Source organism: Pseudescherichia sp. (assembly GCF_031979925.1).
Lineage (GTDB): Bacteria > Pseudomonadota > Gammaproteobacteria > Enterobacterales > Enterobacteriaceae > Pseudescherichia.
The window spans coordinates 185,452-200,487 of the sequence record NZ_DALZFB010000003.1; the positions used below are offsets into that span (position 1 = coordinate 185,452).

At 56.4% G+C, this 15,036-nt stretch carries 16 protein-coding genes and 1 tRNA gene; 8 read left to right on the forward strand and 9 right to left on the reverse strand.

What is annotated here, in order from left to right; translation table 11 throughout:
* The first annotated feature begins 14 nt into the window (after nucleotides 1–14).
* From RTM13_RS07135 to RTM13_RS07150, 4 genes are all read left to right on the forward strand, one after another.
* Entirely contained in the window at nucleotides 15–1,157 is a 1,143-nt protein-coding gene (locus RTM13_RS07135; RefSeq protein ID WP_312211277.1) for an autotransporter domain-containing protein, read from the forward strand.
* A 184-nt stretch (nucleotides 1,158–1,341) separates the two neighbouring features.
* Complete coding sequence (locus tag RTM13_RS07140; protein ID WP_312211278.1) at nucleotides 1,342–2,163, forward strand: MetQ/NlpA family ABC transporter substrate-binding protein; 822 nt, start codon at nucleotides 1,342–1,344, stop codon at nucleotides 2,161–2,163.
* Nucleotides 2,156–3,172 carry a virulence-associated ABC transporter ATP-binding protein SfbB gene (sfbB, locus tag RTM13_RS07145; RefSeq protein WP_312211280.1) on the forward strand — a complete coding sequence of 339 codons (1,017 nt, stop codon included), beginning with the start codon at nucleotides 2,156–2,158 and terminating at the stop codon, nucleotides 3,170–3,172. The genes RTM13_RS07140 and sfbB overlap by 8 nt, the downstream gene beginning before the upstream one ends.
* Nucleotides 3,165–3,824, forward strand: coding sequence for a methionine ABC transporter permease (locus tag RTM13_RS07150; RefSeq protein WP_238083475.1), 660 nt, complete (start codon nucleotides 3,165–3,167; stop codon nucleotides 3,822–3,824). The genes sfbB and RTM13_RS07150 overlap by 8 nt, the downstream gene beginning before the upstream one ends.
* Before the next feature lie 62 nt (nucleotides 3,825–3,886).
* Here RTM13_RS07150 and purK read toward each other — a convergent pair whose 3' ends face one another.
* The 4 genes from purK to ppiB form a co-directional block, all read right to left on the reverse strand.
* Nucleotides 3,887–4,951, reverse strand: a complete 1,065-nt coding sequence (gene purK / locus RTM13_RS07155; protein WP_312211283.1) for a 5-(carboxyamino)imidazole ribonucleotide synthase — start codon at nucleotides 4,949–4,951, stop codon at nucleotides 3,887–3,889.
* Nucleotides 4,948–5,457 carry a 5-(carboxyamino)imidazole ribonucleotide mutase gene (gene purE / locus RTM13_RS07160; RefSeq protein WP_312211285.1) on the reverse strand — a complete coding sequence of 170 codons (510 nt, stop codon included), beginning with the start codon at nucleotides 5,455–5,457 and terminating at the stop codon, nucleotides 4,948–4,950. Before purE ends, purK begins: the two co-directional genes overlap by 4 nt.
* Before the next feature lie 118 nt (nucleotides 5,458–5,575).
* Entirely contained in the window at nucleotides 5,576–6,298 is a 723-nt protein-coding gene (gene lpxH, locus RTM13_RS07165) for a UDP-2,3-diacylglucosamine diphosphatase (protein ID WP_312211286.1), read from the reverse strand.
* A 2-nt stretch (nucleotides 6,299–6,300) separates the two neighbouring features.
* Nucleotides 6,301–6,795, reverse strand: a complete 495-nt coding sequence (gene ppiB / locus RTM13_RS07170; RefSeq protein WP_042391734.1) for a peptidylprolyl isomerase B — start codon at nucleotides 6,793–6,795, stop codon at nucleotides 6,301–6,303.
* A gap of 173 nt (nucleotides 6,796–6,968) precedes the next feature.
* Between ppiB and cysS the strand changes: the two genes are divergently transcribed.
* Nucleotides 6,969–8,354, forward strand: coding sequence for a cysteine--tRNA ligase (gene cysS, locus RTM13_RS07175; protein WP_312211287.1), 1,386 nt, complete (start codon nucleotides 6,969–6,971; stop codon nucleotides 8,352–8,354).
* A 132-nt stretch (nucleotides 8,355–8,486) separates the two neighbouring features.
* On the opposite strand, the gene malI is transcribed toward cysS, so the two are convergent.
* The 4 genes from malI to folD all read right to left on the reverse strand — a co-directional run bounded on the left by malI (nucleotide 8,487) and on the right by folD (nucleotide 12,372).
* Entirely contained in the window at nucleotides 8,487–9,503 is a 1,017-nt protein-coding gene (gene malI / locus RTM13_RS07180) for a Mal regulon transcriptional regulator MalI (RefSeq protein WP_312211289.1), read from the reverse strand.
* A gap of 89 nt (nucleotides 9,504–9,592) precedes the next feature.
* On the reverse strand, nucleotides 9,593–11,092 hold the full coding sequence (locus tag RTM13_RS07185; protein WP_312211291.1) for a PTS transporter subunit EIIC: 1,500 nt from the start codon (nucleotides 11,090–11,092) through the stop codon (nucleotides 9,593–9,595).
* 198 nt (nucleotides 11,093–11,290) lie between these two features.
* On the reverse strand, nucleotides 11,291–11,503 hold the full coding sequence (gene ybcJ, locus RTM13_RS07190) for a ribosome-associated protein YbcJ (protein WP_238083487.1): 213 nt from the start codon (nucleotides 11,501–11,503) through the stop codon (nucleotides 11,291–11,293).
* A gap of 2 nt (nucleotides 11,504–11,505) precedes the next feature.
* Entirely contained in the window at nucleotides 11,506–12,372 is an 867-nt protein-coding gene (folD, locus tag RTM13_RS07195) for a bifunctional methylenetetrahydrofolate dehydrogenase/methenyltetrahydrofolate cyclohydrolase FolD (protein ID WP_312211294.1), read from the reverse strand.
* Between the two features lie 227 nt (nucleotides 12,373–12,599).
* Between folD and RTM13_RS07200 the strand changes: the two genes are divergently transcribed.
* Together RTM13_RS07200 and RTM13_RS07205 are read left to right on the forward strand one after the other, a co-directional pair.
* A tRNA-Arg gene (locus tag RTM13_RS07200) sits at nucleotides 12,600–12,676 on the forward strand.
* Between the two features lie 240 nt (nucleotides 12,677–12,916).
* The gene (locus RTM13_RS07205; RefSeq protein ID WP_312211296.1) at nucleotides 12,917–13,576 is read left to right on the forward strand and encodes a hypothetical protein; all 660 of its coding nucleotides are present in this window, start codon (nucleotides 12,917–12,919) and stop codon (nucleotides 13,574–13,576) included.
* Nucleotides 13,577–13,611: 35 nt separating this feature from the next.
* On the opposite strand, the gene RTM13_RS07210 is transcribed toward RTM13_RS07205, so the two are convergent.
* Nucleotides 13,612–13,950, reverse strand: coding sequence for a hypothetical protein (locus RTM13_RS07210; RefSeq protein WP_312211298.1), 339 nt, complete (start codon nucleotides 13,948–13,950; stop codon nucleotides 13,612–13,614).
* Between the two features lie 111 nt (nucleotides 13,951–14,061).
* Here RTM13_RS07210 and RTM13_RS07215 point away from each other — a divergent pair, with 111 nt between their 5' ends.
* Complete coding sequence (locus RTM13_RS07215) at nucleotides 14,062–15,024, forward strand: UV damage endonuclease UvsE (RefSeq protein ID WP_312211300.1); 963 nt, start codon at nucleotides 14,062–14,064, stop codon at nucleotides 15,022–15,024.
* Nucleotides 15,025–15,036 lie beyond the last annotated feature (12 nt).

Below are 15,036 nucleotides of genomic sequence, written 5' to 3' on the forward strand. Positions count from 1 at the left end.
AAGGAAATGGCTCCATGGCAATAAAAATAACAGCGCTGGCGATGACGATCGGCGCAGCAGTGGCAGTGACATCTTTTACTACTCAGGCGGAAATTACGCTCTTAAAGCAGGACCCGACCGCAGGCGATGCGCTAAGCCGCCTCAACTTTGCCGTCGGCGGCAGTATTCGTCCGCAGTTCAACAATATGACCGGCGATGGCGATAAAGGCTCATACAAACGCAACGGTTTTGACGGCGGCACGCGTTTCCGTTTCGCGGCCGATTACTACCTGTTTGATGACATCAACTGGACCAACTACTACGAAGTTGGCGTCAATATTCCGGCAGTTTTTGACTGGGATAATCACTACGCCAAAGGCGCGAATGACACCAGCCGCCGGATGCTCTATACCGGCTTCAAAAGTAAAACCTGGGGTGTGCTGACCTTTGGCCAACAGAATAGCGTCTACTACGATGTGATCGGGGCCAAAACCGATATCTGGGATTACGATATGATCGGTCAGGCACCGGGCAACGGTATCAACGGCGACTATGACGGCTCCTACCGTTCACGCAAAATGCTGAAGTATAAGAAGACCGTAGGCGATGCTGATATCTACGCCTCTTATCTGTTTAAGGACAACTACAACCCGATGAACGGCCTGCGCTATGAGCGTACCGGCGGCGGCTCGTTGGGTCTCGACTACCGCCTCACCTCCGATCTTACATGGGGTACGGCGTGGAACTATACCCGGGCAAAAATCTACAATCCGCGCAGCAACGACAGTAAAACCTGGGATCAAAACATACTTGGCACGGCGCTGAGCTGGTCTCCGGATCGCTGGACGATCTCGGTAGGCGGCGGCTGGTATCAGAACTTTATGACCACTAAAAAAGTCTCTATCGACCACTACTTCGCTGGCGATGCGTGGGGTATTGAGTACTATGCGGGCTATAAAATTCCGGTGGGCCAGTACGCGCTTAAATCCGTGCAGCCGTACGTGATGGGCGATCGTATTGAGTATTTGAACGGTCGCAGCTACCAGCGCACCGACAACGGTGTTGGGGTGACCTTCCAGCTCGATTACGGTTTCCGTGTTGATTACGAGCATGTCTTCACGTCCAGCACCGATAATCTGGGCGATATGAATCTGGTACGTCTGCGCTACGATTTCTAATCTGAGTGCTCCCCGGCGGCGCAGGCGTTTGCCGGGGCATCATTATCTATATGAAATATTTTCAATTACCGCCGCGTCGGGTTTATGCCATCTTAACGCTCTGCGTTATGCATAAATTGTCAAAAAAGCGCGCTGCTTAGTCCGGCGCGTCATACAGCAAACACAATATACTTTGGGAGAATTTATGGGACGTCGTCTCAGCTTTCGTGCCAGCGTTGCTGCACTGCTTCTGGCCTGTGGCCTGCCGTTTGCCCACGCCAGCGATCCGCAAACTATTACTTTCGGCGTTGCGCCGGGTCCCTACGGTGATATGGTAAAGCAGGCCATTGCCCCTTCGCTGAAAGAGAAGGGCTATAAGGTGGTGGTGCGCGAATTTAGCGACTACGTGCAGCCAAACATGGCCCTCGCTAACGGCAGTATCGACGCCAACCTGTTCCAGCACTCGCTCTACTTAGACAAGTTCGCCGCCGATAAGGGACTGAAGCTCACTAAGCTCATTGTCGTTCCGACGGCGGGCATGGGCCTCTACTCTCGCAAGGTCACCAGCGTCGATCAGCTGAAGAAGGGCGATATCGTTACCCTGTCCAACGATCCCACTAACCTGGCGCGCGGCCTGCGTTTCCTCCAGGCAATGCAGCTGATCACCATCAAAGAGAATATCGATCCGACCAAAGCCTCCGAGCGCGATATTGCCAGCAACCCGAAAGGGCTGGTATTTAAACCGTTGGAAGCGGCGCAGCTGCCGCGTACGCTGGACAGCGCCAGCGCCGCGCTGGTGAACGGCAACTTTGCCATTGCCGCTGGCCTCAAGCTCTCCTCCGCCCTTAAGCAGGAGCAGCTGGATGAGAACCTGAAAAACGTCATCGCGGTGCGCACCGAAGATGCCGATAAGCCGTTCGCTAAAGATATCTTGGCGGCGGTGCAGTCTCCGGCCTACCGGGCGGTGATTGACGATCCGCAGAACATCTTCAACGCGTTCCAGAAACCAGAGTGGATGCATGATTGAGCTAACTAACGTCTGCGTCGATTTTCCCGCAGGCAAGGGACCCACGACCCGAGCGGTAGACGATGTCAGCCTGCATATTACGGCAGGGGAGATTTTTGGCATCGTCGGCACCAGCGGCGCGGGGAAAAGTACCCTGCTACGCACCCTGAATGCTCTTCAGCGCCCTAGCCAGGGCGAAGTAAAGGTCAACGGCGTGGCGATCTCCGCCCTGGAAGGCGTTACGCTGCGCAAGGCACGCCAGCGCATCGGCATGATCTTCCAGCACTTTAACCTGATGCACACCCGCACCGTGGCGCAGAACGTCGCCTTCAGCCTGAAGGCTGCGGGCTGGGCCAGCAGCGAAATTGCGCCCCGGGTTAAAGAGATTTTGGAATTAGTGGGCCTTGCCGATAAAGCAGGCCGCTTTCCGGCGCAGCTGAGCGGCGGGCAGAAGCAGCGGGTGGGTATCGCCCGCGCGATTGCTAACCATCCTGACGTGCTGCTCTGCGACGAGCCAACCTCGGCGCTGGATCTGGAGACCTCCGCGACGATCCTTGCCCTGCTGAAAGAGATCAACGTCCGGCTAGGGATCACCATCGTGCTGATCACCCATGAGATGAACGTGATCAAATCGATCTGCGATCGGGTGGCGGTGATGTCCGCAGGCAAGGTCGTTGAGCTGGGCGAGGTGTTTGATATCTTTGCCCATCCGCAGCATCCGTTCACCCAGCAGTTGGTCTCGCACACCCTGAACCTGACTCTGCCGGAGCGGCTACAGCAGGATCTGCCGGGGCAGCTGGTGAAAATTCTGTTTATCGGTGATTCAGCCGAGCAGCCGGTGCTCTCTGAGGTAGCGGTGATGTTTGGCGTGGCGGTCAATATTTTGCATGGCAAAATTGAGTATCTCGGCGAGCGGGCGCTGGGGATCCTGGTGGTGCGCTTAACCGCCGCCGATAATTCGTCAGCGGTCGAGGCCGCCGTCGATCACATCCGTCAGCGTACAGCCCAGGTGGAGGTGCTTCGTGGATGATTTACTGGCCGATCTGAGTCTGGCCTTTGGTGAAACCTTCCAGATGCTGAGCATCTCTACGGTGCTGGCTATCGTTGGTGGCCTGCCGCTCGGCTTTCTGATCTTCGTGACCGACAGGCATCTCTTCTGGCAGAACCGTGCGGTCTATCTCATCAGCTCCGTGCTGGTGAACATTATCCGCTCCGTGCCCTTTGTGATCCTGCTGGTGCTGCTTCTGCCGCTAACCCAGTTCCTGCTCGGCAACACCATCGGACCAATCGCTGCCTCGGTACCGCTCTCGGTGGCCGCTATCGCCTTCTATGCCCGGCTGGTGGACAGTGCGTTGCGTGAGGTGGACAAGGGGATTATCGAGGCTGCCGAAGCCTTTGGTGCCAGCCCGCTGCGTATCATCTGCACCGTGCTGCTACCTGAGGCCAGCGCGGGTCTGCTGCGCGGTCTCACTATCACCCTGGTGAGCCTGATCGGCTACTCGGCAATGGCCGGGATCGTGGGCGGCGGCGGGGTAGGGGATCTGGCGATCCGCTACGGTTACTACCGCTATGAGACGCAGGTGATGGTCGTCACCGTGGTGGCGCTGATTATTCTGGTGCAGGTGGTGCAGATGCTGGGGGACTGGCTGGCGAAGCGCGCCGACAAGCGCGATCGCCATTGATATCGTGGATACGGTAGATTTTGTAGGCCCGGTAAGCGTAGCGCCACCGGGCGGTTACCTGTCTACAATTTCGCACACGCCCATGCGATACCGCTGGCATACTCTGGCGGTAGCAGCGGCACGATCGCTTCCAGCGTTGCGCTCAGGCGGTCGGTGTCGCTGTCGTTGAGGTTCAGATGCCCTACCTTGCGGCCAGCCCGTACCTCTTTGTCATACCAGTGCAGATGCACCAGCGGCAGCTTCAGCCAGTCGTAGTTCAGGTCGCTGCCGATCAGGTTGATCATTACCGACGGGGCATTCACCACCGGCGGCGGCAGCGGCAGTCCAGTAATGGCGCGCAGGTGCAGCTCAAACTGACTAATCGACGCGCCGTTTTGCGTCCAGTGGCCGCTGTTGTGTACCCGCGGAGCCAGCTCGTTAATCAGCAGGCCGCCGGGAGTCACAAAGCACTCCATTGCCATCACGCCAACGTAGCCCAGCTCGCTCATGATCGCGCCCAGCATCGCTTCGGCCTGCGCCTGCTGATCTGCATCAGCCTGCGGGAAAGCCACGCTGGTGCGCAGAATGCCGTCCTGATGCAGGTTATGGGTCAGCGGATAAAATACGGTGCTGCCGTCGTGGCCGCGTGCGCCCACTAGCGATACTTCGCCGCTAAAGTTAATGCCCTGCTCGACGATACACTCCCCGTAACACTCCTCAGGTAGCGTATCAGTCTCACCGGCGCGCAGACGCCACTGGCCGCGGCCGTCGTAGCCGCCGACACGGCGCTTAACGATCGCCAGCTCGCCCAGGGCGTTAAATACGGCAGGCCACTCGTCGGCGCTGGCCAGCAGCTGCCACGGGGCGGTCGCCAGAGAAAGGCGATCGAAAAGCTGCTTCTGGGTCAGACGGTCGGCAATAATCGGGAAGACGTCGCGATTAACAAACGCCGGATGGCGCGCCAGCTCGCGGGTCAGGGCCGTCTCTGGCCAGCGCTCAATCTCGGCGGTGATCACGCTCTGCGCAAAGGGCACGGCTTCCGGCTCGGCATCCAGCCCCACCGGCCAGACGGCGATGCCCAGCGGCTCACCGGCCTGACGCAGCATCCGGCCCAGCTGGCCGTTGCCGAGGACGCATACCTGCTTCATGCCGCACCTCGCGGGTCCGGGTTATCCAGCACCTCGTCGGTCTGGGTTTTACGCCACTCTGCCAGGCGCTGATGCAGTTCGCGGTCATGGGTGGCAAGGATCTGCGCCGCCAGCAGCGCCGCGTTGGCGGCCCCGGCTTTACCGATCGCCAGCGTTCCCACCGGAATACCCCGCGGCATCTGGACGATAGAGTAGAGGCTGTCAACGCCGCTCAGCGCTGCGCTCTGTACCGGCACGCCCAGCACGGGCACCAGGGTTTTGGCTGCGATCATGCCCGGCAGGTGCGCCGCGCCGCCTGCACCGGCAATAATCACCTGATAGCCATTCTGCTCTGCGCCTTCGGCGAAGCTAAACAGTTTATCCGGGGTGCGGTGGGCAGAAACGACTTCAACATGGTGGGGAACGTGCAGGATATCGAGGACTTCAGCGGCGAACTGCATGGTTGCCCAGTCGCTTTTGGACCCCATCACGATGGCGATACGTACCGGATTATTGCTCGAAGACATGCGTCTAAAAACTCCTGTGGGTGTGCGGCATAACGCGTAACAGGGCACAGAGAATAGCATGGAAATCGGGCAAGGAAAACGGTTGCGCGGCTAACCTTACGGGCAAATTGTTAAACGATTAAAACGGAAAAGCGATGAGTTCGACCTGCTGCGGGGTGACTTCAATCATTGAACCTTCGCTATGCCAGGCTCCCAACACGCAGCGAAACGCCGGTTCGCCGTTGGCGGTCAGCTCATGCACGGCAGGGCGATGGGTATGGCCGTGGATAAGCCACTGTACGCTATGGCGTTCCAGGGCATCACTCACTGCCTGTGGGTTCACATCCATAATGGTAAGAGATTTACTGCTGTTGGCGGCTTTGCTATCGGCACGCATCCTGGCTGCCACCTTATGGCGGATGAATAGCGGCAGGGCGAGAAACAGCTTTTGCAGCCAGGGCTGATGAACCTTAGCGCGAAACGCCTGATAGCCCGCGTCGTCAGTACAGAGGGTATCGCCGTGCATAATCAGCACCCGACGACCGTAGAGGTCGAGCACCACCTCTTCCGTCAGCAGGGTCATGCCGCTCTCGCAGGCGAAGCGCTTACCCAGCAGGAAGTCGCGGTTACCATGAATAAAGTAGCAGGGGACGCCGCTGTCGCTCAGCGCCTTCAGGGCGGCGGCAATCTGCTGATGCAGGGGATTGGGGTCATCGTCGCCAATCCAGGCTTCAAAAAGATCGCCAAGAATATAGAGCGCGTCGGCTTCCCGCGCCGTACCGGCCAGAAAACGCAGAAAACCGGCGGTGATCGCCGGTTCTTCTGTACACAGATGCAGATCTGCGATGAAAAGCGTCGCCACGATTACTCGCTGACGGTCACGTTTTCGATAATTACGTCTTCTTTAGGAACGTCCTGGTGCATGCCGCTGCGACCGGTAGAGACCGCTTTGATTTTGTCAACTACGTCCATGCCTTCAACTACTTCGGCGAACACACAGTAGCCCCAGCCCTGCATGTTTTCACCGCTGAAGTTCAGGAAGTCGTTGTCTGCCACGTTGATGAAGAACTGCGCGGTTGCCGAGTGCGGGGCCTGGGTACGGGCCATCGCCAGCGTGCCACGGGTGTTTTTCAGGCCGTTGTTCGCTTCGTTTTTGATCGCGTCTTTGGTCGCTTTCTGATTCATGCCCGGCTCAAAGCCGCCGCCCTGGATCATAAAGCCATTGATAACACGGTGGAAAATGGTGTTGTTGTAGAAACCTTCGCGGCAGTAGTCCAGGAAGTTCTTAACAGTTTCAGGCGCTTTGTCATCAAAAGTTTTGATTACGATATCGCCGTGATTAGTGTGGAAAGTAACCATTTTTGCATCCTGTTCCGGTAGTGTAGAGCATCGACCCTGCTGTGGGTCACGTATAGTCGCTTGTTATAGCATAACCGCAAGGTTCGATCACCTTGCAAAGGGTGCTGCTTCGGTTATCAATTATGGGTATCATACCTCCTTCATTCTCCACACACGTCTTAACGGAACCTTTGATGCTAAAAATTTTTAATACGCTGACGCGCCAAAAAGAGGAATTCAAACCTATTCATGCCGGGAAAGTGGGCATGTACGTGTGTGGTATCACCGTTTACGATCTCTGTCATATTGGCCACGGCCGGACCTTCGTCTCCTTTGACGTGGTATCGCGCTACCTGCGTTTCCTCGGCTATGAGCTGAAGTATGTGCGCAACATCACCGATATCGACGACAAAATCATCAAACGCGCCAATGAAAATGGCGAGAGTTTTGTCGCGCTGGTGGATCGCATGATCGGCGAAATGCACGCTGATTTTGACGCCCTGAACATTTTGCGTCCGGACAGCGAGCCGCGTGCTACCCACCATATTCACGAAATCATCGAGATCACCGAGCGCCTGATCGAGCGCGGTCACGCCTACGTGGCTGATAACGGCGACGTGATGTTCTCCGTGCCGACCGATCCCAACTACGGCAAACTGTCGCGCCAGGATCTGGAGCAGCTGCAGGCCGGGGCACGCGTTGAAGTTGCGGAGATCAAGCGCAACCCGATGGATTTCGTGCTGTGGAAGATGTCCAAGCCGGGCGAGCCGAGCTGGCCGTCACCGTGGGGCGAGGGCCGTCCGGGCTGGCACATCGAGTGCTCGGCGATGAACTGCAAGCAGCTGGGTAACCACTTCGATATTCACGGCGGCGGCTCAGACCTGATGTTTCCGCACCACGAAAACGAAATTGCCCAGTCTACCTGTGCCCACGACGGCGAGTATGTGAACTACTGGATGCACTCCGGGATGGTGATGGTTGACCGCGAGAAGATGTCGAAATCACTGGGTAACTTCTTTACCGTGCGCGATGTGCTGAAGTATTACGATGCGGAGACCATCCGTTACTTCCTGATGTCCGGTCACTACCGCAGCCAGCTCAACTACAGCGAAGAGAACCTCAAGCAGGCGCGTTCGGCGCTGGAGCGTCTCTACACCGCCCTGCGCGGCACCGACAAATCCGTTGCCGCCGCGGGCGGTGACGCCTTCGAAGCGCGCTTTGTCGAGGCGATGGACGACGACTTCAACACCCCGGAAGCCTACTCGGTGCTGTTTGATATGGCCCGTGAGGTTAACCGTCTGAAAAGCGAAGACATGCAGGCGGCGAACGCGCTGGCATCCCATCTTCGTAAGCTGTCTGCCGTACTCGGCCTGCTGGAGCAGGAGCCGGAGGCCTTCCTGCAGAGCGGTGCCCAGGCGGACGACGGTGAAGTGGCGGAAATTGAAGCCCTGATCCAGCAGCGTCTTGACGCGCGTAAAGCCAAAGACTGGGCGGCGGCGGATGCGGCGCGTGACCGTCTGAATGAGATGGGGATCGTGCTGGAAGATGGCCCCCAAGGGACCACCTGGCGTCGTAAGTAACGCACAGGACTTATAGCTTTGTAGGCCGGGCAAACGCAGTGCCGCCCGGCATTACAGAGTCAGCATATCAACGCCCGGTGGCGCTGCGCTTACCGGGCCTACAGGGTCTGCAATCCCTCTATCTTATGCTGATTATGCTGACTCGCGCGTCACCAGCTGTCCGGAGAGGGTGATGCGCTGGGTCAGCAGATCCGGCTCTTTGATTTTGCGGATCATCAGCGACGCCGCCTGGCGTCCGGTCTCTTCGCTTGCTGACGACACGTAAGTAAACGAGGGCGACGTTAAGTTCACGTGCAGCATATCCTCGAAGCCCACCAGCGCCACCTGCTGCGTCAGAAATACATCTTTCCCTACCGTACGCCCTACCTGGTGAATACCGGAGAGCGAGCCGATCATCGCATCAGGCGAATGGCAGAGCAGGGCGGTGATGGTGTTATTCTTCTCCAGCAGCTGTCGGGTAGCGTGGCTGGCCGCGTGGGTACCCTCCATGCAGGCCGGCGTGGACTCCTCCCGGGTCACCAGTCCGTACTGGGTCAGCGCGCTGCGAAACCCGGCCAGCCGCTGCTGGCGGATCAGACTACCTTCCGTACCGCCAATGTAGGCAATACTGCGGTGGCCGCGCTCGATCAGGTAGCGGGTGGCGAGGCTGGCGGCCTGGCGGTTGTCGCGCATCACCAGGTTGCACTCCTCCTCCAGTAGGGATTGCGATACCACAACCAGCGGCAGGGGACAGGTGCAGATGAGCTTGGGCAGGTGTGAGGTGGTAGCATCGGAGGCGAGGTAGATCACCCCGGCCACGCCCTGCTGCTTAAACGAGAGCAGGCAGCGTTCAAGGCTGTCGCTATCGTTGAGGGGCTGGCTGAGAAAAACCATGTAGCCCTGCTTCTCCAGCTCCAGTACGGTGCTGGCCATGACCTTTACCGAGAAGCTGTCGCTAAAGTCGCGCAGGATCAGGCCAATCAGGTTAGAGGTGTTGGCGCGGAGATTTGCTGCTGCCACATTGTGAACGTAGCCGAGCGTGTCGATCGCCTGCTGCACCTTTTCAATCGTGGCGGTCGATATTTTCCCTTTCTGGCGAAGCACCAGCGAAACGGTCGAGACAGAGACCCCCGCCAGCTTCGCGACATCAATAATGCTGACCTTCTTCAAATCCACTCCCTGAACTTAACGGCTATGCAGTCAACGATGAAAAGTCTCCTGTAAGATACAGGAGACCTAATCACCTTAACAGCTTCAGGTTACTTGCCTATCATCCCCGACATGGTCTGGGCGATAAACTGTGCGCGTGCGCCGAAAATCACCTGGATGCCGTTATCGCCAACGAACACCACGCCACGCGCGCCGACGCCGTTGAGGCCATCTTTGTCCACCAGATCGCTCTTCGCCACTTCAAGACGCAGGCGGGTGATGCATGAGCCTACCGAGCTGATATTCTGCGCGCCGCCCAGCAGGGCAACGATCTCGGTCGCCAGCTCGTCATCGGTTTTATCGTTAACGTTAGCGGTGACTTCCGTGCGGCCCGGCGTTTTCACGTCAAAGCGGCGGATCACAAAGCGGAAGGTGAAGTAGTAGATCAGCCCCATCGGGATGCCGACGATAATCGCATTCAGGAAGTTGGTCTGGTAGCCGTTAAACGACGGCAGAATACCGAACGAGATGTAGTCGATCAGGCCCGCCGAGAAAGATTTCGCGATGTGTGCATGCAGCAGATACATGCACATATACGACAGCCCGGCCATGATGGCATTGAAGACATAGAGCACCGGCGCAACGAAGATAAAGGTAAACTCAACCGGCTCGGTGATCCCGGTCAGGAAGCAGGTCAGCGCGGCGGAGAAGAGGATACCGGAAGCGATCTTTTTGTTACGGGTATGCGCTTCATGGTACATCGCCAGACAGGCGGCAGGCAGCGCAAAGAGCATCAGTGGGAACTCGCCCTGCATGAACTTACCGGCGTTCTGGTAGGTGTCGCTGCTGAACGATTTAGTGCCTTCTTCCAGCATTTTGAACCAGATGGTCTGGTCGCCGTGGATCACCTGGCCCGCCTGGGTGGTGTAGTCGCCAAACGAGTACCAGAACGACGGATACCAGATGTGGTGCAGGCCGAGCGGGATCAGCGCACGTTCCACCAGTCCGAAAATAAAGGTCGAGGCGGCCTGGTTATCACCGTTCACTACCACCGAGAGCGCATCGATGCCCGCCTGGATATGCTGCCAGATATAGGGCAGCACCAGCCCGAGCAGGAACGACAGGAAGGCGGTGGCAATCGCTACAAAGCGTTTTCCGGAGAAGAAGCCGAGGAATTCCGGCAGCTGCATAGTGTGGAAGCGGTTATAGCACCATGCGGCCAGGATGCCGCAGATCAGGCCGCCAAAAACGCCCATCTGCAACGTTGGGATGCCGACGACCATAGCGTACTTCCCGCCCTGAGAGGCCATCTCTGGGGTAATCGACAGCACCGTGCCGATGGTCATATTGGTAATAAATACCGAGACCGCCGCAGAGAGAGCAGCGATGCCGGATTCCGAGGCCAGCCCTACCGCAGAGCCGATGGCAAACAGCAGCGGCAGGTTATCAAAGATAACCCCACCGGCGTTCATCATCAGTGGCAGGTGAAACTTGTCACCAAACGCCAACAGCAGGCCGGCGGCAGGCAGCAGTGAGATTGGCAGCATTAACGCGCGGCCAATCATAGATAACTTCGAGAGCGATTTTACGAACCCCGACAGCAGACTCATGCGGTTTTCCCCCAATTATAGAAACCTTGGTGATGGCGTAATTGTTGTAAGTAGAACGTTTTAGTAGAACGTTTTACTTATCGTGATTTAAGCGATTGCGGGCCGCAACAGAAATCTGCTGGGGAGACAGACGAATTTGTTATTCTTTGACGTGGATCGAGCAATGGCCCTTATGGGTTAAGGGCCATTAAGGCGGGATTAATCAGTTACAGTGATACTTTGACCATCAAACGTGACCGTTTGTCCTGCGACGATTTTGCAGCGCTTGCGGGTTTCCACCGCGCCATCGACGCTGACCAGGCCATCGGCAATAAAATTCTTCGCCTGCGCGCCGCTTTCGCTCCAGCCTTCCAGCTTCAGCAGATCGCACAGTTCAACGTGCGGATGTTTACCTAAAGAGAACGTTGCCATTCTTATGCTTCCTCTACGTCGTGATACTCTTCACACGCCTGCAATGTATTCTGAATCAGCGTTGCGACGGTCATCGGGCCTACGCCGCCCGGTACGGGGGTGATATAAGCGGCACGTGAGGCGGCGTCTTCATACACCACGTCACCGACCACTTTGCCGCTCTCAAGACGGTTGATGCCAACGTCAATGACGATCGCCCCCTCTTTGATCCACTCTCCAGGAATAAAGCCCGGCTTGCCCACGGCGACGATCAGCAGATCGGCGTTCTCAACGTGCTGGCGCAGGTTTTTAGTGAAACGGTGGGTGACAGTGGTGGTGCAGCCTGCCAGCAGCAGCTCCATGCTCATCGGGCGACCGACGATGTTGGATGCGCCGATCACTACGGCGTTCAGTCCGTAGGTGTCGATATTGTAGCGCTCCAGCAGGGTAACGATCCCACGCGGCGTGCAGGGACGCAGACGCGGCGCACGCTGGCACAGACGGCCCACGTTGTAGGGGTGGAAGCCATCAACGTCTTTATCCGGCGCGATACGTTCCAGCACCTTCACGTTATCGATGCCTGCCGGAAGCGGCAGCTGAACCAGAATTCCGTCAATCTCGCGGTCGGCGTTGAGCGTGTCGATCAGGGTCAGCAGTTCGGCTTCGCTGGTGGTTTCTGGCAGATCGTAAGAGCGGGAGATAAAGCCCACTTCTTCACACGCTTTGCGTTTGCTGCCAACGTAGATCTGCGACGCAGGGTTGCTGCCTACCAGCACCACGGCCAGCCCAGGAGCGCGTTTCCCTGCTGAAATGCGGGCCTTCACTTTTTCCGCAACCTCAGAGCGCACCTGCTGCGCAATCGTTTTACCATCAATAATCTTTGCGACCATCAGAGAGAAGATTCCATCTGTAAATTGAAGTAGAGGGGATGGTGTATAGTGTGTCAGAAGCGCGCCGCGCTGTCAGTTAACGTTTGCATTATTCATGCGAGAGAGGGGCCTAAAGTGCAGCTCGATGCTCATTTCAACAGCATCTGACGCCAAAGCCATTGACTCACCGAGCGTTGACCGTATAATCCCAGGCGTTTCCACCGTTTAAGTGGAGCATCCCGCGCAATGCGCCCTTAGCTCAGCTGGATAGAGCAACGGCCTTCTAAGCCGTAGGTCACAGGTTCGAATCCTGTAGGGCGTGCCATTTAGAATCAAGCATTACACACGTTTTAAACCTGCCGACTCTCTTTCCTGCATCATGCTTTATACCATGGTAAATACTGTCCTATTTAAGACTTTCTTATAAATTGAAAAGGCAAAGGGCCAAATTTAAACTACAACTATTCCCCTCGAACTTTTTAAGTTCATTAACGTAGAGTGTATTACTGTCAATACGTTTAGCCATAGCACAGGGGGGCAAATATACCTTCAGAGGGGATATTCAATGACGTTTAAATTTACCCAGGGCCCGGAGATTGGCAAAGCAACCAATATACTTAAAGGTATGATGGGGGCAAAGGAGATTTTAGATACGAAAGTCGGACAGGATTATCTTGAAAAGGTAAGACTGTGGGCGTTACAAAAATCTGCCACAGCCCAAAGAATCCTTAAAACTATCGATCGGTTTCCTCATCCGGTTTACGTAGTAGCAATGAAGGGGGGATTCACCTGCTTCGATAATGAACCTGGCCCCGGCGGCGTAATTTATATGGACGTAGATATTGACGTTAGCGTAAGGCCAGGTGGCGCTCGGGGTATTTACGGTGAATTTCAGAAACAGCATCCCTATATCTCATTTCTTCATGAGTGCGGCCATGCCGTTCAAAATATAGAGACTCCTTTACAGTTTGACAACTCCACCAAAGGCCCACGCTTTGCGCTTACCTCTGATATCATGGATGCTGCGCGGAAATACGGTGAACGAAACTTTGGCTCGCGGCCCTACTCAGAGCGCCGGGGGTGGTTTGCCCCTAACGGCTCAGTAACTGGACAACCCTGGAGCGTCCGGCTTGAATACGATAATATCTATCGTCATGAACGCCCTATTTGTCTGGAGGCGGGCGAACCCATCCGCGACCATTATTGTGACATCCGCCAGGGTTGAATAAGCATATTCGTGGATAACCTGGAGCAGGGCAGTTAGCTATCCATCTTCGCTAGCAGCGGCCCTGCACAGCTTTCCGGCGCCGTCATCGCGCGCTGCTTCTCCGCATCGCTAAGCCGTTCCCAGGCATGAAGCATGTCCTTGCCCAGCGACGAAGAGAAGTAAGTTTTCTTCAACGCATAATCCGAATTACCACCTTCTACCATCTGTTCCATCTCGGTCAGTCCACCCGTAGGCGAGCTGCTTTTCACCGTGCAGAGTACGGAGGCGTAGTAGGCTTTATCCTCTTCGCTATGGTGGGGAGTCAGCCACCAGGCCAGCAGCATAACAAGGACAATAAGCAGGATAACAGTGCGGGGTTTAACTCTTTTCATAGCAATAATGGCAGCCTTAACAAATGTGTCGCTAGTATAGCGCTTTTGCTTAAACAGAAGGACTACGGTAATGCCTGCTACACTCGCATAAGGTTATCTTGTGGAGGACACATGAAATTAGGCTTCGCTTGTAAGTTTCTGGACCCGGATTTGAAGCAGCGTTTCCCCTTTAAAGCCACCACCCGTACGCGATTTTTGAGTCTGGAGAGCGAAGAGCGATCAAAGCTGATCTACACGCTGTCAGCGACCAATCTGACCAACCTCTATCTGCTTTTTCAGGAGCTGGCGCAGCTACCACCCGACCTGCGGATGATGCGCATCGGCAGCGATCTGCTGCCGCTCTACACCGTACCCGAGGCTACGGCGTTGTATAAAGAGTTTTTGCCGGAGCTCTATCCGCTGTTCATCAAGTGCGGTGATTTCGCCCGTGCCAACGATATCCGTCTCTCCTTTCACCCTGGGCAGTACTCGGTTCTCGCCTCGGACAATGTGCTGGTGGTAGAGCGCGCGCTGGAGGACGTGGAGTATCACGCCCTCTGCGCGACGCTGATGGGCTACGGCAAAAGCTTCCAGGATTTCAAAATCAATATTCATATGAATGGCAAGGCAGGCTTTGCCGGGTTTAAAAGCGCATTCGGCAAGCTTAGCCCGGAGGCCAGGCGGATGTTGACCGTTGAGAACGATGAAATCTCCTGCTCGCTGGATGATGTCCTGCAGGCGAAAGAGCTCTGCCCGATCGTGGTAGATATTCACCATCACTGGGTAAAAGAGGGGGAGTTTATCCAGCCCAGCGATCCGCGTATCGCGCAGGTTAAGGCATCCTGGCGGGGCGTAAGGCCGGTGATGCACTACTCCATTTCGCAGGAGGGGATTATCCCCGAGCAGGGTTTCCCGGATCAGGGCAGCCTTGGCGTGCCAAAAACCAAGCTCAGGGCGCACTCCGACTTCTTCTTCAACCCAACGTTAAACTATTGGGCGCTGTCGTTTGCGGATTTTGACATCATGTGTGAAGTGAAGATGAAAAACCTCGCCCGCGACCGGCTCTATGAATATGCGATGTCAGGGGCGGAGTAATGTTATAGGGGG